The organism is Pseudomonas protegens (genome assembly GCF_003732485.1).
Taxonomy (GTDB): Bacteria; Pseudomonadota; Gammaproteobacteria; order Pseudomonadales; family Pseudomonadaceae; genus Aquipseudomonas; species Aquipseudomonas protegens_B.
Genome location: NZ_MOAK01000038.1, coordinates 17,825 through 34,725, shown reverse-complemented (window position 1 = coordinate 34,725; position 16,901 = coordinate 17,825). Strand labels below are relative to the sequence as shown.

The 16,901-nt window shown below is 65.6% G+C and carries 16 protein-coding genes and 3 pseudogenes; 10 read left to right on the top strand and 9 right to left on the bottom strand.

Annotated features, from left to right (window positions below):
* From BLX41_RS34875 to BLX41_RS09260, 3 genes are all read right to left on the bottom strand, one after another.
* Positions 1–301: sulfite exporter TauE/SafE family protein (locus BLX41_RS34875; RefSeq protein WP_259744602.1), on the bottom strand; the 301-nt coding region annotated here is incomplete at its 3' end.
* A complete protein-coding gene (locus BLX41_RS09265) occupies positions 298–1,575 on the bottom strand; it encodes an NAD(P)/FAD-dependent oxidoreductase (RefSeq protein WP_123724644.1) in 1,278 nt (425 codons plus the stop codon). The genes BLX41_RS34875 and BLX41_RS09265, both read right to left, overlap by 4 nt.
* Positions 1,576–1,601: 26 nt before the next feature.
* Complete coding sequence (locus tag BLX41_RS09260; RefSeq protein ID WP_123724643.1) at positions 1,602–2,486, bottom strand: MBL fold metallo-hydrolase; 885 nt, start codon at positions 2,484–2,486, stop codon at positions 1,602–1,604.
* Positions 2,487–2,737: 251 nt separating this feature from the next.
* Here BLX41_RS09260 and BLX41_RS09255 point away from each other — a divergent pair, with 251 nt between their 5' ends.
* Complete coding sequence (locus BLX41_RS09255) at positions 2,738–4,051, top strand: sigma-54 interaction domain-containing protein (RefSeq protein WP_123724642.1); 1,314 nt, start codon at positions 2,738–2,740, stop codon at positions 4,049–4,051.
* 13 nt (positions 4,052–4,064) lie between these two features.
* On the opposite strand, the gene BLX41_RS09250 is transcribed toward BLX41_RS09255, so the two are convergent.
* The 4 genes and pseudogenes from BLX41_RS09250 to BLX41_RS09235 all read right to left on the bottom strand — a co-directional run bounded on the left by BLX41_RS09250 (position 4,065) and on the right by BLX41_RS09235 (position 8,707).
* Positions 4,065–4,967, bottom strand: coding sequence for a tyrosine-protein phosphatase (locus BLX41_RS09250; RefSeq protein WP_185073472.1), 903 nt, complete (start codon positions 4,965–4,967; stop codon positions 4,065–4,067).
* Between the two features lie 20 nt (positions 4,968–4,987).
* Complete coding sequence (locus BLX41_RS09245) at positions 4,988–6,370, bottom strand: DUF1329 domain-containing protein (RefSeq protein WP_123724640.1); 1,383 nt, start codon at positions 6,368–6,370, stop codon at positions 4,988–4,990.
* A gap of 29 nt (positions 6,371–6,399) precedes the next feature.
* Positions 6,400–7,827, bottom strand: a pseudogene (locus tag BLX41_RS09240) (DUF1302 domain-containing protein); the annotation flags it as partial.
* A 340-nt stretch (positions 7,828–8,167) separates the two neighbouring features.
* Complete coding sequence (locus BLX41_RS09235) at positions 8,168–8,707, bottom strand: GNAT family N-acetyltransferase (RefSeq protein ID WP_123724638.1); 540 nt, start codon at positions 8,705–8,707, stop codon at positions 8,168–8,170.
* 203 nt (positions 8,708–8,910) lie between these two features.
* Here BLX41_RS09235 and BLX41_RS09230 point away from each other — a divergent pair, with 203 nt between their 5' ends.
* The 4 genes and pseudogenes from BLX41_RS09230 to BLX41_RS37080 form a co-directional block, all read left to right on the top strand.
* Positions 8,911–10,398, top strand: coding sequence for a PAS domain S-box protein (locus BLX41_RS09230; RefSeq protein ID WP_123724637.1), 1,488 nt, complete (start codon positions 8,911–8,913; stop codon positions 10,396–10,398).
* 136 nt (positions 10,399–10,534) lie between these two features.
* Entirely contained in the window at positions 10,535–10,786 is a 252-nt protein-coding gene (locus BLX41_RS09225; protein ID WP_011060865.1) for a CsbD family protein, read from the top strand.
* A 1-nt stretch (position 10,787) separates the two neighbouring features.
* Positions 10,788–11,048: a DUF1652 domain-containing protein gene (locus tag BLX41_RS09220; protein ID WP_123724636.1), complete on the top strand. Its 261-nt coding sequence runs from the start codon at positions 10,788–10,790 to the stop codon at positions 11,046–11,048.
* A 177-nt stretch (positions 11,049–11,225) separates the two neighbouring features.
* Positions 11,226–11,384 (top strand): annotated as a pseudogene (locus BLX41_RS37080) (TRIC cation channel family protein); the annotation flags it as partial.
* A 252-nt stretch (positions 11,385–11,636) separates the two neighbouring features.
* On the opposite strand, the gene BLX41_RS09210 reads toward BLX41_RS37080, so the two are convergent.
* Positions 11,637–13,031 carry a sensor histidine kinase gene (locus tag BLX41_RS09210; RefSeq protein ID WP_123724635.1) on the bottom strand — a complete coding sequence of 465 codons (1,395 nt, stop codon included), beginning with the start codon at positions 13,029–13,031 and terminating at the stop codon, positions 11,637–11,639.
* A complete protein-coding gene (locus BLX41_RS09205; protein WP_123724634.1) occupies positions 13,009–13,692 on the bottom strand; it encodes a response regulator transcription factor in 684 nt (227 codons plus the stop codon). The genes BLX41_RS09210 and BLX41_RS09205 overlap by 23 nt, the downstream gene beginning before the upstream one ends.
* Before the next feature lie 181 nt (positions 13,693–13,873).
* Between BLX41_RS09205 and BLX41_RS09200 the strand changes: the two genes are divergently transcribed.
* The 5 genes and pseudogenes from BLX41_RS09200 to hcnB all read left to right on the top strand — a co-directional run.
* Positions 13,874–14,215, top strand: coding sequence for a YdcA family protein (locus BLX41_RS09200; RefSeq protein WP_123724633.1), 342 nt, complete (start codon positions 13,874–13,876; stop codon positions 14,213–14,215).
* A gap of 37 nt (positions 14,216–14,252) precedes the next feature.
* The gene (locus BLX41_RS09195) at positions 14,253–14,654 is read left to right on the top strand and encodes a hypothetical protein (protein WP_123724632.1); all 402 of its coding nucleotides are present in this window, start codon (positions 14,253–14,255) and stop codon (positions 14,652–14,654) included.
* Between the two features lie 178 nt (positions 14,655–14,832).
* Positions 14,833–15,774 (top strand): hypothetical protein, encoded by a 942-nt coding sequence (locus tag BLX41_RS09190; RefSeq protein WP_123724631.1) that lies wholly within the window; start codon positions 14,833–14,835, stop codon positions 15,772–15,774.
* A gap of 378 nt (positions 15,775–16,152) precedes the next feature.
* Positions 16,153–16,470, top strand: coding sequence for a cyanide-forming glycine dehydrogenase subunit HcnA (gene hcnA / locus BLX41_RS09185; RefSeq protein ID WP_102864437.1), 318 nt, complete (start codon positions 16,153–16,155; stop codon positions 16,468–16,470).
* A pseudogene (hcnB, locus tag BLX41_RS34870) lies at positions 16,467–16,901 on the top strand (cyanide-forming glycine dehydrogenase subunit HcnB); the annotation flags it as partial. The gene hcnA and the pseudogene hcnB, both read left to right, overlap by 4 nt.

Sequence of the window (16,901 nt, the reverse complement as noted above, 5' to 3'; positions counted from 1 at the left end):
GCGGCAGGTTGGGCAGGCGGTGGGCCAGCCACAGGCCCAGCGGCGCCATGAGGATGCCGATGCCGGCCACGAACCCCGCCGCGCGGTAGCGCACGATGCCCTGGCGCAAGCCCAGGACTGCGCCGACGCTGGCGGCCAGGCCGACCGCCAGCAGGCCGATAGGAGCAGCTTCGACCATGCTCAGGCCCAGGCCGAACACCAGCAGCGGCACGGCGAGGATGCCGCCGCCGGCGCCGGTCAGGGCCAGGATCGCGCCGATCAGCGTGCCCAGCCCGGCACCCAGCAGACTGTGTTCATTCATGTCTTCGAGGTGTCCGTGGCCAGGGTTGGTTGTGCCAGCCATTCATGGCCCTTGAGCATGCCGCGCCAGTACAGCGGCGGCAGTATCCGTTCCTTCAGCCACCAGGCGCGACGGGTCGGCTGGCGGCCGTCCAGCAGCCAGCGCGGGAAGCTCGGCGCCAGCTTGCCGCCGTAGGTGAATTCGGCGAGGACGATCTTGCCCCGTTCCACGGTCAGCGGGCAGGAGCCGTAGCCGTCGTACTGGGCCAGCCGGGTCAGGCGCTTGAGGGCCACCAGCACGTTGTTGGCCACCACCGGCGCTTGCTTGCGCGCCGCCGCGGCGGTCTTGGCATTGCTGGTGTTGGTGGCGTCCCCCAGGCCGTGGACATTGACGAAACGCTTGTGGCGCAGGCTATGGGGATCGACATCGACCCAGCCGGCAGCGTCGGCCAGGGGGCTTGCGCGGATAAAGTCCGGGGCGCATTGCGGCGGCACCACGTGCAGCAGGTCGAAGGGCCGCTCCAGGGTTTCCCGGCTGCCGTCGGCCAGGGTGCGGACGAAGGTCGCGCGCTTGGCCGGGCCGTTCACCGCCACCAGGTTGTGGCCGAAATCCAGCTCGATGCCGTACTTCTTCACGTATTCCATCAGCGCCGGCACGTAGTCGGCGACGCCGAACAGCACGCCGCCGGCATTCAGGAAGCGCGGCTTGATCTGCCCCAGGCGGCCGTGGCGCAGCCAGTGGTCGCAGGACAGGTACATGGCCTTCTGTGGTGCCCCGGCGCATTTGATCGGCATCGGTGGCTGGCTGAACAGCGCCTCGCCCTGTTGCAGTTGCTGCACCTGTTGCCAGGTGTAGGGCGCCAGGTCATAGCGGTAGTTGGAGGTCACGCCGTGGTTGCCCAGGGCCTGGGGCAGGCCGTCGATGGCGGCCCAGTCGAGCTTGAGCCCGGGACAGACCACCAGTTGGTCATAGGCCAGCACGCGGCCGTCATCCAGCACCAGGGCATTGTTGTCCGGTTCAAACAGGCTGACGGCGTGCTGCAGCCACTTGACGCCCTTGGGGATCAGCGCGGCCATGCTGCGTTCGGTGGACTGGGCGCTGAACACCCCGGCGCCCACCAGGGTCCAGCCGGGCTGGTAGTAGTGGCTGCTGGCGGGGTCGATGATTGCCACGTCCAGGTGTGGGTCGCGGGACATGAGGCTGGCAGCAACGGCGATGCCGGCGGCACCGCCGCCGACGATCAGCACCTGGTGGCTGCCGTCGACGGCGCGCAGGGCCGGGTTGATGGGACGCATGGCAAGGTCTCCGTGTGGAGTAGTCGTTATAGGGTATTGAGGGGAATCTTCAGGTAGCTCACGCCGTTGTCCTCGGGCTCGGGGAAGTGCCCGCTGCGCATGTTGACCTGCACCGAAGGCAGGATCAGCACCGGCATGTCCAGGGTCGCGTCGCGGGCTTCGCGCATGGTCACGAAACTGTCTTCGTCGACGCCCTGGTGAATGTGGATGTTGTTGGCGCGCTGCTCGGCGACGGTGGTCATGTACTGCAGTTCGCGGCCGTTGGGCAGGTAGTCGTGGCACATGAACAGCCGGGTTTGCGGGGGCAGGGCGAGGATCTTGCCGATGGAGCGGTACAGGGTCCGCGCGTCGGCCCCGGGGAAGTCGCAGCGGGCGGTGCCGTAGTCGGGCATGAACAGGGTGTCGCCGACAAAGGCCAGGGTTTCGTCGCCGACCTGTACCAGGTAGGTCATGCAGGCCGGGGTATGCCCCGGGGTGTGCATGGCCCGCGCGGTGAGGCCGCCGATGGCGAATTCGGCGCCGTCTTCGAGCAGCACGTCGAACTGGCTGCCGTCCCGGGCAAAGGCCGGGGCTTCGTTGAACAGCGCGCCGAAGGTCTTCTGCACCCGGGTGATCTGGTTGCCGATGGCCACCTGGGCCCCGAGCTGCGCCTTGAGGTAGGCGGCGGCCGACAGGTGGTCGGCGTGCACATGGGTTTCCAGGATCCAGTCGACCCGGGCGTCCAGCTCTTTCACCCGGGCGATCAGGCGGTCGGCGGACTCGGTGTGGGTGCGGCCGGATTTCGGGTCGTAGTCCAGCACGCTGTCGATCAATGCGCAGTGGCGGCTGGCCAGGTCCATCACCAGGTAGCTGATGGTCCAGGTATGGCTGTCGAAAAAGGCTTCTACACGCAGCGTGTCGCTGATGATCATGGGGCACTCCAGGCAATGAAGGTGAGGGCAGTCTGCGCTGACGCTCGTTTCTTGAAGTGTCAATAAGCATGCCAACCCGAAACGGCGTCGTATGGCGCCTGTTCATTGGTTTAGACGGTTTTTCCTCCCCCTGGTGATGCATTATCGCCAGGACTGTCACCCGGGCTTGGCAGTTGTTTGGCAGTTGCTGGCAGAAAATGGCAGTGACGGCGCCCATGCTTTAAGCTGCCGCCTCTGCCCCGGAGTTGCCCATGTCCCTGATTGCCACCGACCTAGTCCCGCCGCCGATGTCCGCCCTGGTGTCCTACCTCGAACACGACCCGCAGCCCACCATAGTGCTGGACACCGACTACAACATCATCGCCGCCAACACTGCCTACCAGCGCCAGTTCGGCGTGGCCGGCAAGCCCCACGTGGGCGCCAAGTGCTACCGGGTCTCCCATCAGTTCGCCGTGCCCTGCGACCAGGCTGGCGAGCATTGCCCAATGCGCAAGGCCCATGACAGCCGTGTGCCGGAACGCATGCTGCATATCCACCACACGCCCCGGGGGCCGGAGCATGTGGACGTGGAGCTGCGGCCGATCATTGGCGAACACGGCACGGTGGTGGCCTATGTCGAGCGCCTGAGTTCGGTGGCCGTGGCCTCGGTACAGCCCCAGCAGAAGGGCCTGGTGGGGCGCTCGCCGGCCTTCAACGAAGCCTTGAGCGCCTTGCAGCGGGCGGCACCGGCACCGATCCCGGTATTGCTCCAGGGTGAATCCGGCACCGGCAAGGAGCTGTTCGCCCGCGCCCTGCACGACGGCAGCCCCCGGGCCAGCGGGCCGCTGGTGGTGGTGGACTGCACCGGGCTTACCGAAAGCCTGCTGGAAAGCGAATTGTTCGGTTATGAAAAGGGCGCCTTCACCGGTGCCCTGCAGCGCAAGATCGGCCTGGCCGAAGCCGCCCATGGCGGCACCCTGTTTCTCGACGAGATCGGCGAAGTGCCCCTGGCCATGCAGGTCAAACTGCTGCGCCTGATCGAGTCCGGCAGCTTTCGCCCGGTGGGCAGCCTGCGCACCGTGCACTCGGATTTCCGTCTGGTGGCGGCGACCCACAAGCCGCTCAAGGAAATGGTCGCCGCCGGCAGCTTCCGCCAGGACCTGTACTACCGCATCAGCGCCTTCCCGATCCGCCTGCCGGCCTTGCGCGAACGCAGCGACGACCTGCCACTGCTGATCGACAGCCTGCTGCGCCGGCTTGACCCCGGGGTAGTGCCGCGGGTCGATCCCCAGGCCCTGGCCCAACTGAGCCTGTACACCTACCCGGGCAATATCCGCGAGCTGCGCAACATCCTCGAACGGGCGCGGCTGTTCAGCGACGACGGGGTGATCCGCCTGGCGGACCTGCCGCCGGAGCTGCGCAGCACGCCGGCAGCAGCGCCGCCGGGCCGCCGCCGCGGCAGCAAGGACCTGGAGCAACTGGCCCATGCCCTGGAGGTGTTCGAGGGTTCGCGCAGTGAGCTGGCCAGGGCCCTGGGCCTGAGCGAGCGGACCCTGTACCGGCGGCTCAAGGCCCTGGGTCTCTGAGTGCCGGTGCTGATCAGGGGGTGGCGGTTTCGAGGAACTTGCTTTGCAGCCGCGAGCGAAATGCGGCATCGACCCCCAGCCCCTCGCGCAGGTAGTTCTCCACCGAGCCGTAGTCTTCGCGCATGGCCATGAACGCCGCTTGCAGGTAGCGCGCCTCGACGCCTAGCAAGGGCTGTAGCAGGGCAGGATCGGTACGGCCTTTTGACGCGAGCCTGACTTGTTCGGCGATCCGGCGGTTTTTTTCCCCGAGGTAGCGGTTGGACGCCAGATAGTCCTCCATCACCGTAGCTTCCGGCACCCCCAAGGCCAGCAACACCATGGCCGAAGCGAAGCCGGTGCGATCCTTGCCCGCGGTGCAGTGGTAGAGAACCGGGGTGCCCTGGTCATCGAGCAGGCCATGCAGCCAGGCTCGGAAGAGCGGGCTCTGCTCGCGGACGAATTGGATGTTGGCCCGAACCAGCACATCGTCCAGGTGCAGCTCGGCGGTGGCGCCACTGTTGATGCGCCGAGTCAGCTCGCGGATGTCGATGTTGCCGGCACTGATCGGCATCTCGATCCGCCGCTCCATCAGCGCAGGCGGCAGGCGGTCGGGGGCGTCGGCGATTTCCTCGCGGCTGCGCAGGTCCACCACACGCTGCAGTTGCAGGCCTTGCAGCCTGTGTTGATCTTCGGCACTGAGTGTGTCCAGGGCTCCACCGCGATACAGCAGGCCCCACTTCACGCTACGTCCGTCGGCCGTGCGGTAGCCACCCAGGTCGCGCAGGTTGGGTGCGCTTGCCAGGTCCAGGGCGCGCAGCGCCCGGTGTTCGCTGGCGGGCAGGTCTTGCGGGGGCGCTGGCTGCTCGGCAGGGGCCGCATTGGCGGTGGCGATGGTGCACAGCAGGGCGGCCCCGAGGGCCAGGTCGAATCGGCTCATGTTGTGCTCTCCGTGAGTCTTCATTTGGCGCGCTTGCGCACGGCGGCGGGGGTGAAATCACTGGCATCGTGGGCCAGGTCCGTCAGGCGGATCGGGCCGTGCTCATTGGTCAGGCGATCCACCAGATAGGCCCCGGAAATCAGGTCGTGATACACCGATGGGCCAGCCTGATAGCTCTGGGTGTCATAGGCGTAGAAGGTGGTCTGCAGGTTGGTGCGCCAGAGGAGGTTGCGGGCGTCATAGCTGTCGGCCATGACCGCGCCCCAGGTGTCTTCGTCGATGTAGAAGCGGCGTTTGGCATACACATGACGGTTGCCGGGCTTGAGGCTGGCCTCCAGTACCCATACCCGGTGCAATTCGTAGCGCAATGCCTCGGGGTTGGGGTGGCCAATGGTTTCGGTGAGCTTGGCCAGGGTGGTCGCGGGGTCGCTGATTGCATAGTTGTGATAGGGGATGAACAGCTCGCGCTTGCCGATGATCGTCCACTGGTAGCGGTCGGTGCCGCCATTGAACATGCGACTGTCATCGTTGACCCGCAGGCCGCCGCTGGCGCCACTGGAAGGGTTGTCGTAGCCGACGTTGGGCGCGCGTCGCACCCGTCGGCTACCCGGGTCGTATTGCCAGCTCTGCTGGGCGTTGGCCACCGGATCGACGAAGCCGTGGCCGAAGGTGATCTTGCCCAGCTCCCGGGCCGGTTCCAGGGTCCGGTACATGAAGTGGCTGTTGATGGCGTCGCGGTCGTCTTGCCGGGGGCTGTCCGGGTTGGTCCAGATATTGAGCGTCTGGTGATGCTGGACCTGACGTGCCTGCTTGCCGTTGGCCAGGGTGACGATCAGGCTGTAGACGCCTTCCTCGCCGGGCCCCCGCCCCTGTAGGGCGTGGTTCCAGATCAGTTCGTTGCCGTTTTTCGGGATCGGGAACGGCGACGCGCCCCAGGCCCCGGTGACGCCGTTGCCATCCTCGGTGAGTCGAGCGGTGCGCCCGTTTTCACGGATTTGCTCTTCGATTTTCGCACTCGGGCGCATGTCGCGATGACTGGGATAGATGTCCATCCAGTAGCTGCGTGGATAGCGCTTGAACAGGGCGATCTGGCCGTCACTGAGGCGGTTCTGGTACTGCTCCAGGTTCTGCGCGGTAATCCTGAACAACGGGCGCTCTTTGGCGTACGGGTCGGGGTACAGCGAGCCGCTGCCGGCGAACTGCACATGGGGCGGAGTGCCGCGCCACTGGCCGGACCAGCCTGGAATGCTGCCGTCGGCGTTACCGGCACGCTCCGCACCGACGGGCGTGAGATCTTGATCGAGGCGAGCCAGCTCGGCCTCGCTGAGCGCGGCCTGGGCCAGGGGGCACAGGCCAAGCAGGCCGGCGAGCACAAAGGCAGGGAATTGCGTTTGGCAGGACATGGAATGTTCTCCGGTTGTCTGGGCGAGGGTCAGAAGCTGTACTTGGCGTTCAGGGCGATGTGGTCGCGATCGCTCTGGTTGTTGTACCGGGGGCTGCCCAGGTAGGCGTTGTAGACGGCCTCCAGGGAGAGGTTCCCGAGGTACTCCAGGGTGCCGCCCAGGGACAGCCGATTCCTGCCCTGGTTGTAGCTGCCCAGAGAGGAATTGCCGTTCACCCCCTGGTTGAAGGACAGCGGGATGGTCAGGTCCCAGCCGGGCATGATCTCGATGTAGCGCGAACTGGCGCGCAAGGTGTAACCCCAGGCCGAACGGTCGTTCCAGAGCTTGTCACTGGGGTTGCGCTGGGGCAGGTAGGCACTGTCGTTGCTCAGGACGCGGTTGTAGCCGACCTCGCCATTGAGGGTGAAATTGTCGGAAAAGGGCGTCTGGCCGAAGCCGTGGGTCATCGACAGCAGTACCTGGCCGGTCCTGCCGCGGGCAGTGTGGCGGACGCCGCCGAGGTCGATCGCCAGGGGCAGGCGATCCTGGATGCTGATCTCGCCGTTGATGTTGGTGTCGACCACGACCGTGGCGAAGCTTGCGCCATACAGTTCGATGCCTTCGAAGTAGCGCGCCTGGTAGCTGCCGCGGCGGCTGAGGTTGTCCACCACCGGTGTCTTGCTGTGGTAGCGCAGGCGGTAGAGGCCGAACTCGGTGTTGTTCAGACTCTGGGCGACATAGCGCAGGGCCAGGCCGAACTGCCCGCTGTCGCGGGGTTCGTCATCTTTCAAGCGGACCAGTTGAGCGGTGGAGTTGCTGTAGCCGCCCCTGTCGAGGAGGTCGGTGGTGGAAAAGTAGCTGCCGACCGCGTTGAGTCGGCTCTTCTTCCACTCGTACTGGTAGTAGAACTGCAGGTCGAGCGCGTCGGTGAGGCTGTAGGAGGCGAACAGCTGGCCGGTCGGCAGGGTACGCTCCTTGATCTCGACCCCGGGCACGTTGGATTTGCTGGCGTCAAACGGGCTCATGGTCGAGGCAATGCCGTTGCCGTTGTAGACGCTCTCGCCCCAGTAGACCACCTGGCGCCCGAGGCGCAGGTTGAAGGGCCTGTCAGCGACCTGCCAACTGCCATACAGGTAGTTGTCGAGCATTTCCACGGCACCGCCGTGAGCGTCGCGGGTGGGCCTGGAAAACTGGTCGGGGCGCGAGCATTGCCCGGCGGCATAGCAGTTCGAGGTGCCGGTGTGGTTGTCATTGCGGCGCTGGTAGACGTTGTCGTAGTAGGCGCTGGCGCGCACGAACAGGCCGAAGTCACGGCGAAAGTTGAAGTCGGCGTCGCTGACCAGGCCCAGGCGATGGGTGATCAGGCTGCCCCGGTCGAAAGCGTTGTTGCCGTCGTTGCCGTTGGCATTGTTGCGCCCGCCAAGGGCCCGGGCCGGCTTTGCCGTGCGCCAGGCCATAGGAGACGACGTTGCTGTTCTGCACGTTGAGGTCGTCGCCGATTTCGAAGACCAGGGCGGCCAGCGGGGGACTGAACAGGAGCAAGGAACCGGGAACTGCGAGCAAGGCGGAGAGAGCGTAAGGCGTTGTTGTTTTTTTCATTGCTGCCTCTGAATGTCTGTTTTTGCGTCGAGGTACCGTAGGGTTGTGGAGGGGGGGAAGGGACTATCGGAAATGCAGCGGGGGCTGGACATCGTCTATTCGGACTAGTCGCTTTGTTGCGGGCGCCGCACGTTCAGGCCGCTGGGAGGGCTGAACGCGCAGGGTTCTGGAGGGAGGGGGTGACGGAGCAGGCGCTGCCCCTGGACGGGATCTTGAGCCTCAGGCCGGGCGTTCGCCGGTGCGCGGCAGGTCGCAGGCCATCACCCACATGCCGATCTGTTCCAGGTCGGTGCTGAACGGCACCTCGTCGACCTGCCGCAGGCCGGCGCTTTCATAGAAACGCCGGGCGCCGCTGTTGCTCTTGAGCACGTCCAGCCACAGGCAGGGCTCACCGGCAGCGCTGGCCCGTTGCAGCACATGCTCCAGCAACCGGCGGCCATAGCCCTTGCCGGCCTCGGACTTGAGCAGATAGATCTTCTGCAGTTCGGCACCGCGCCGGGCTCCATCGGGCAGTGGCCGGTTCCAGTTGAGCTTGGCAAAACCGATGGGTTGCTGCTGCGGGTCCAGGGCCAGCAGCCACAGGTGCAGGTGCTTGTCGGCCAGGGACTGTTCCAGGGGGGCGGGGGCGAAGTCCTGGGCCAGGAACTGCTGCATGCCTTCGGTGCTCCAGATCGCGGCGAAGTGCTCGCGGTAGGTGGCGCAGCCAATGGCCTGGAGGGTGTCGATATCGCGGCTGTCGGCTTCACGGATGGTGATCATGCGTCATTCCTTGAGGGGCGGCTGGCCAGTGTCGCCGGACTGGCGGCTGGCCTGCAATCCGGACGGGGCAGCTTACTCCGTTGCCCAAAGGGGCTCCAGCGCTCGGGCCGGGGCACGATGGCGGCGCGCCGTGGTCGTAGTTGCAGCCCCTTTTTCCGGCGTGCGGGATGTTTGGCGCAGCGTCGGGTTCTTCCGGAGATGCCATGAGCCAGGCCGTACTTGCCACCGAAACCAACCGCCGCCAATTGCAGCAGATCATCTCCGGCCTGTCCGACGGGGTGATCCTGATCGAGACCGACAAGGCCCGGACCCTGCTCTGGGCCAATGAAGCGGCCCTGGCCATGCACGGCGTCAGCACGGTCGAGCAGTTGGGCGGCAATCTGCGCGAATATGCCCGGCGCTATGCCTTGCGCTACCGCAACAACCATCCACTGGGCCTGGACAGCTACCCCATCAACCGGGTGGCTGCCGGAGAAACCTTCAGCGACGTGGTGGTGGAGGTCCAGGCCGAGATCGATGGCGAACCCCGGCACTGGGTGCACCGGGTGCGCAGCATGATCCTCGAGGACCGCAATGGCGCGCCGGAGTCCCTGGTGCTGATCCTCAGTGACGCCACCGACTGGGCCAGCGCCGAGCAGCGCTTTGAGAAGACCTTCAACGCCAATCCGGCGCCGGCGGTGATCTGCCGCCTGGGGGATTTGCGCTACATCAAGGTCAACCAGGGCTTTCTGGAGATGACCGGCTATGCCCGGGACCAGGTGATCGGCCGTTCGGTGTACGAGCTGGACGTGCTGGAAGACGCCGAGCACAAGGAGCTGGCCGTTGAACGCCTGGGGCAGGGTGCGACCATTCCGCAGATGCAGGCCGAGCTGCGCCTGCCTGAGGGCGGCAGCAAGCTGGTGATCGTCGCCGGCCAGCCGCTGGACATCAACGACGAGGACTGCATGCTGTTTTCCTTCATGGATCTGGAGCCGCGGCGCAAGGCCGAGATCGCCTTGCGCCAGAGCGAGGAGCGTTTCGCCAAGTCGTTCCGCCTGACCCCGGTGCCGACCCTGGTGTGCAGCGCCGAACAGCAGATCGTCGATGTTAACGAAGCCTTTCTCGACACCTGCGGCTACAGCAGCGAAGAGTTGCTGGGCAAGACCGTGCAGGACATCGGTTTTATCGCCGAGCCCCAGGCGGCCGAGCAGTTGTTCGGCCGCCTGGAGAAGAGCGGCAACGTCATGGGCCTGGATCTCAAGGTGCGCAAGAAGGGCGCCGAGCAGGTGGACTGCGTGGCCTACGCCGATACGGTGCTGATCCAGGGCAGCCCCTGCTACCTGCTGGTGCTGATGGACATCAGCGAGCGCAAGCGCTCGGAGCTGGAGCTGGTGGGCGCCATCGAGGAGGTGATGCGCGATGCCTCCTGGTTCAGCCAGACCCTGATCGAAAAGCTCGCCAATGTGCGCAACACCCGCAACGCGCAAGCCCCGGGAGTAACCTCTGCCGACCTCACCACCCGCGAGCGCGAGGTCCTGGGGCTGATCTACCAGGGGCTGGCGGACAAGGAAATCGCCGCGCAACTGCAACTGGCCCCCAACACCGTGCGCAATCACGTGGCCACCCTGTATTCCAAGCTCGATGTGCACAGCCGCGGCGAGGCCATTGTCTGGGCCCGGGAGCGCGGGCTGTTTGCCGGCAGTGCCGGCTGACCCGGTGCAAATGCACCAGTACAACCAGTGCAAATGCGCCTTTTGCCCAGGGGCCGGCGTTTCTATGCTGTGATTCTGCGCAGGGCTCTGTATCGGGCCTCTGCCACTTATGAACCGCAGTAGAAGGAGCGCCAGCGTGGCTAGCGAACAGATCAAGGGCACAGTGGGCAAGGTCGCCGGCAAGGCCGAGGCCGTGGTAGGTGAGTGGCTGGACGATGAACAACTGCAAGCCCGCGGCATGGCCCGGGAAGCCGCCGGGCAATTGCAGGAAAAGTACGGCCAGGCCCTGGATCAGGGCGCGCGCTGGGTACGGGACAAACCGCTGTTGAGCGTGGCCCTGCTGGCCGGCGTCGGGTTGCTGGCAGGCCTGCTGCTGCGGCGCCGCTGAAATGCCGGCGGCATTCACCCTGGCGCAGTTGCGCGCCTGTATCGAGCAGCGCCTGGCGCCCCTGGCCTGCAGCTTCAGCAACGCCGGTGACGGCACCCTGACCCTGCGGGTGTTCGAGCCGGCCAGCGGCCGGGTCGACCTGGTGGTGACCGGGCTCAGCGCCCGGGCGCTGCAGAGCGAGGCCGATGTGCAGAAGATCATCGACGAACTGCTCTATGAGCTGGGCAGCAACTCCCTGGGCCAGCTCGATCTGGCGCCCTGACCCCGGCCTTGCATCGGGGCCGGTCGATGGCGACAGCCGACGGCCTGAACTATAAGCAAAGGGTCGACGGTCGGGTTCCCGGCCGTCATCGCCAGCCTTTTGCAGGTGCCCCGGCATGCCTTCAACCTTGTTGCCGCGCCGTATTTCCCTGATCACCTCGCTTTTCTGGACGGGCCCATGAACGCCCGGGCCCAGGGCTTGCCCCGGCGCCTGGAAAACATCGTGCTGGTGGCGGATCTGGCGGGCACTGCGGTGTTTGCCGTGGAGGGCGCGATCAGCGCCATGCGCGCCCAACTGGACCTGCTGGGGGTGATGGTGATCGCCTTTATGGCCAGCCTGGCTGGCGGGCACCGTCTGTTTCGCCCTGCGCATGCTCTCGGTGCGTTACGGCTGGCAACTGCCCAAAGCCCTGTAGCCACTGCCGCAGGCTGCGAACGGCTTGGGCGGCATTGCGCCGCAGAAGACACCGGGAGCGTGAGCGCGCGGAAGGTTCGGCGCAAGGTCGTCAAGCAAGGCCCTGCTGGCCTTTTCGCTGCTTCGCCAAGGTTCAGCAGCGGCTGCAGGGTCACAGGGTCGTGGAGGCCGGGATCAATTGTCGGCGATCAGGTTCGGCCGGCAATCCAGGCTCAGGCGCGCGCCGCCGCGTTCGCTGCTGCCCACTTCAAGCTTGAAACCGTGCAGGCTGACAATCGCCGCGACGATCGACAGGCCAAGGCCAAACCCGCCCTGGGCATTGGTTTCATCCACCCGGTAAAAGCGCCGGAACACCGCCGCGCGTTCCGCTGCGGGTATTCCGGGGCCTGAGTCGAGCACTTCCAGGCGCGGGCTGCCGTCGTCGTCGCTCCCCCGCAAAATCACTTCGCCCCCCGGTGGGGTGAACTTGATGGAGTTGCTCAGCAGATTGGCCAGGGCCTCGAACAACAGGGCGCGGTCACCGGTGAGGCTGGGCAGGCTCGCCGGTACATCCAGCACCAGGGTCAACTGGCCTTCCTCGGCCAGGGGCAGGTAGAAGTCATAGAGCTCCTGCAGCAGGGGCAGGGGGTCGAGCACCAGGAAGCCCGAGCGCCGCTGCTGGTCCTCCAGTTCGGAAATCCGCAGCAACCCGCGAAAGCGCGCCATCAGGGTGTCGGCCTCGGCCAGCAACTGGTCCATTTGCAGGGCCTGGGGCGAACCTTCCTCGGCCTGTTGCTGCAGGCGATAGAGCTGGGCCCGCAAGCGGGTCAGCGGGGTGCGCAGGTCGTGGGCGATGTTGTCGCACACGCCCTTGACCTCGTGCATCAGCCGTTCGATGCGTTCGAGCATGGCGTTGACGATGGCCGCCAGCATGTCCAGCTCGTCGCGCCGGTCCGACAGCGGCAGGCGTCGGGTCAGGTCGCCGGCGACTATGGCTTCGGCGCTGGCCTGGATCTGGCGGATGCGTCGCAAGGGCCGGCGGCGCAGCAGGTGCCAGCCGGCGGCGCCGGGAATGATGGTCAGGGAAATGCCCCAGAGCAGGGCGTGGAGAATGATCCGGGTCACCGCGAACAGCGAGCCGTTGTCGCGCACCAGCACCAGCCAGCGGCCATCCCGGGTGTGGGTGGCCACAGCGTCGCAGCTGTCGCGGGGCAGGCTCGGGTCGTCGGAGTCGATGCAGTTCTTCAGTTCGTGGATCTTGCCGTCCAGGGGCAGGTCGTCGGGTATCTGCCGGATCGGCCCGCTCAGGGGCCGGCGCTGTTCATCGAACAGGCCGTAGGCGTCGATGGCGCGCATGTCGAAGGTCATGCTGGTGGTCAGGGCTTCCACCAGCTGGTCGCCCTCGAAGCGCGCGAACAGGTGCTGGCGCTGCATCAGCGAGTGCTTGGCCAGGCTGTCCAGGTAGGTGGAGACCTCGTAGTACAGCACCCCCATGAGGATGCAGCTCCAGGCCACGAACAGCGTGCTGTAGAGCGCCAGCAGGCGGCTGCTGGAGGAACGCCAGCCTTTAGAGGGGTTCAGCAATGACATAACCCGAGCCTCGCACGGTGCGGATCAACGGGGTCATGCCGGGCGGGTCGATCTTCTTGCGCAGGCGGCCGATGTGCACGTCGATCAGATTGGTCCCGGGGTCGAAGTGATAGCCCCAGACCTCCTCGAAGATCATCATCCGCGAGAGGATCTGCCCGGTGTTGCGCATGAGGAATTCCAGCAGCTTGTATTCGGTGGGCAGCAGGCTCAGCAACTGGTCGGCGCGGGTTGCCTCGCGGCTGATCAGGTTCAGTTTCAGGTCCGCCACGCGCAGGCTGGTGTCGAAATCCTTGACCGTGTTCTTGCGCCGCAGCAGCACTTCGACCCGGGCCGCCATCTCGTCGGAGGCGAAGGGTTTGGTCAGGTAGTCGTCGCCACCGGCCCGCAGGCCGCGCACCCGTTCATCGACGTCGGAGAGGGCGCTGATCATCAGGATCGGCGTCGACACACCGATGGTGCGCAGGGTGGTGACGATGGCCAGGCCGTCCAGTTCCGGCAGCATGCGGTCCAGGGTGATCAGGTCGTAGTCGCCGCTCACGGCGCGCACCAGGCCCTCGCGGCCATTGTCCACCCAATCCACGTCGAGGCCGTGGCTGCTCAGTTCGGCGACGATTTCCCGGGCGGTCACGGCGTCGTCTTCGATGGTCAGAATGCGGGTCATAGGCGTTACCTGTTTAGCGGTTCGTGACACAGGCGGGCATTTTGCCAAGAAACGGCGGCCGCAATTCTAAAAAAACTTTCATCTACGCCGCCGGGCCTCTGTCCAGACATTGAACAAGCCCCTGCCAGAGGCCGCGCTGCCTGATATTATCGCGCCACTTTTATGGCCAGGAGGCACATCCATGACGGGCCTGTCCCGGGTCGGCTGGAAGCCATTGTCCTTTCTCTGCCTGATGGCGCTGTGCAGCAGCGCGGTGCTGGCGGCCAACCAGCCCTGTTCCGGGCGCAAGGGCGGCATCGCCGGTTGCGACGGCGAGCTGTTCCTGTGCAACGATGGCTCCATCAGCGCATCAAAAAAGCACTGCGCGCTGATGTTCGGCCAGCGCTCCGGCACCCCACGGGCCGAGCCCCTGCTGCGCGATGCCCAGGGCTGCAGCTGCGGCAGCGGCAGTTTTTGCACCGGGCCTCGGGGCGGGGTCTATTGCCTGACCCCCAGTGGCAACAAAAGCTACAAACGGCGCTGATGGCAGCGGTCGAATTTTCCGAACAAGGTAGTTCCTGATGAAAAAAAGCTCCCGTGGCAAACAGCTGGTCCTGTTGCTGCTCGCCAGCCTGCTGATCAATACCCTGATGCAGATGATGATCAGCTTGCCGGTGGCCATCGATATGTATGTCGTCATGCCCGCCTACAGTTGGGACATCGTGCGCGACATGGGCATGCGGATTGTCATGCTGACGCCATTCACGGCGTTGGTGCCGTGCCTGCTGATGCTGTGCAATCTGCGGGTGAGCGCCTGGACCAGCCTGCCGCTGTGCATCTTGCTGCTGACCCTGGGCCCGACTTCTCCGGTGGTGCTGGGGCAGGTGCTGCTGGGGTATCTGATTGTGTCGGTGCTGGCGCGTCTGGGTTGGAGCAAGGCGCGGGACCTGTATTACTACCTGCGGGCCAAAGGTCGGGGCTGACCGTGCAGAACGCCTGCCGCAAAAGGCCCTGGACGGTAAATTGCACGATCCAGGTTTGTTTGTTTACTGCAACCCGTTGAAACAGAAGCGTTTATAAAGTTCGTGCAACTGGCACGGTGACTGCACTTCTCCCTTCGAGACGTGTAACACCCTTTTTCATGCCTGGAGCAGAACAACAATGAACAGACCCTCTGAACACCTGCTCGCCACCGCGTATGCCTCGAGTCATTACTCGGGGGTGTCCTGGGCGGCGATCTTCGCCGGCGCCGCTGCGGCCGCAGCCTTGTCCCTGATCCTTTTACTGCTGGGCGTGGGCCTGGGCTTTTCTGCGGTCTCGCCCTGGGCCGGCAGCGGCATCAGTGCCAAGGGGCTGGGTATCTCCAGCATTGTCTGGCTGGCCCTGACGCAGATTCTGGCCGCCGGGTTGGGCGGCTACATCGCCGGGCGCCTGCGGGTGAAGTGGGCCAACCTGCACGGCGATGAAGTGTACTTCCGTGACACGGCCCATGGCTTCCTGGCCTGGGCCGTGGCCACCCTGGTGACCGCGGCCCTGGTGGTGGGCTCGGTCACGAGCGTCATCGGTGGCGGTGTGCAGGCCGGTGCCCAGGTCGCTTCCGGGGCCGCCAGCGCCGCGACCCAAGTGGCCGGTCAGGCGGCAGCCCAGGGTTCCCAGGACGATTACGGCTATTTCGTCGACAGCCTGTTCCGTGATGACCGCCCGGTGGCGGTCAGCGACGATGCGGCGCGGGGCACGGTGTCGCGGATCTTCGTGCGCACCTTGAACAACGACGGTCAGCTCTCGCCTGAGGATCGCAGCTACCTGGCGCAACTGGTGGCCCAGCGCACCAATCTCAGCCAGGCCGACGCCGAGCGTCGGGTCGACGAGGTGTTCGCCAAGACTCGCCAGGCCGTGGCAGAGGCCAAGCAAGCGGCCCAGGAAGCGGCAGAGAGTGCCGCCAAGGTGGCCGCCTGGTCGGCGTTGTGGATGTTCATTGCACTGCTCTGCGGGGCTTTCTTCGCCAGTCTGGCGGCGACCTTCGGCGGCCGTCGCCGGGATGCCGTGGTCTGGATTGAAACCGACGTCCAGCCGCGCACCGTGGCCCCGACTCCCGTTCACTGATCCAGGAGATTTCCCATGCGCTCATTACTGTTGTGGTTCCTCGGTGTGCCGATCCCGGTGATTATCCTGATCGCCATTTTCATGCACTAGGCACCTTCCCGACACGGGTTGCCCGTTGTCCATGCTTCGCTGCCGGCTCCTGCCGGCAGCGGCTTTTTTGTGGCCTGTGTCGCAAGTCTGGGAGAGGGGGGCAGTGCTTGGGTGCGCTCCGGCCTTTTGCTTGGCCCAGATCAATGTTCCTGCCGGACAAACGCACTAGATTGGCCCGCGCTCGGTTCCGACAGAGTCTTCGGAACCGCGGTGTTACCCCATCTTCGCCCCAGGACAGCGGACGGCAGGATGCCGGTAACCCCTCTCACTTCTCACGGATGAACCGCAATGCGTCAGATAGACCGCAATTTTGATATTCAGCCGCTGCAGCATGCGGACATGACCATCAGTCTCAACGGCCAGCCGGTCACTGCCGCCCTGGGTGAAACAGTCCTCAGCGTGATCCAGGCCACCGGCCTGCGCCAGGTGGCGCGCAACGACCACGGGCAACTGGTGGGCGCCTACTGCGGCATGGGCGTGTGCCATTGCTGCCTGGTGCAGATCGACGGCCGCCACAAGCGCCGCGCCTGCCAGACCCTGGTCAAGCCGGGGATGCAGGTGCAGACCCTGAGCAACCGCATCAGCGAGACGGAGCCTACGGTATGAGCCTGAACCCGGTGATTGTCGGCGGTGGGCCGGCGGGCATGGCGGCGGCCATCGAGCTGGCCGAGCACGGCGTGCGCAGCACCCTGATCGAAGAAGCCTCGCGCCTGGGCGGCGTAGTCTTTCGCGGTCCGCTGCGCGACGGCGTGCAACTGGATTACCTGGGGCCGCGTTATTGCGACATGCTGGCCAAGCTGCACGGCGATTTCGGCGATCACGAACAGATGATCGAGGTACGTCTCAACAGCCGGGTGATCGGCGCCGAGGGCTACGACAGCCTGATGCTGCTGGATGCCGACGAGCAGGTGCAGCAGGTGGCCTATGGGCAATTGTTGCTGGCGGCCGGCTGCCACGAGCGTAGCGTGCCGTTTCCCGGCTGGACGCTGCCGGGGGTCAAGTTGCTCGGTGGCCTGCAACTGCAGATCAAGAGCGGC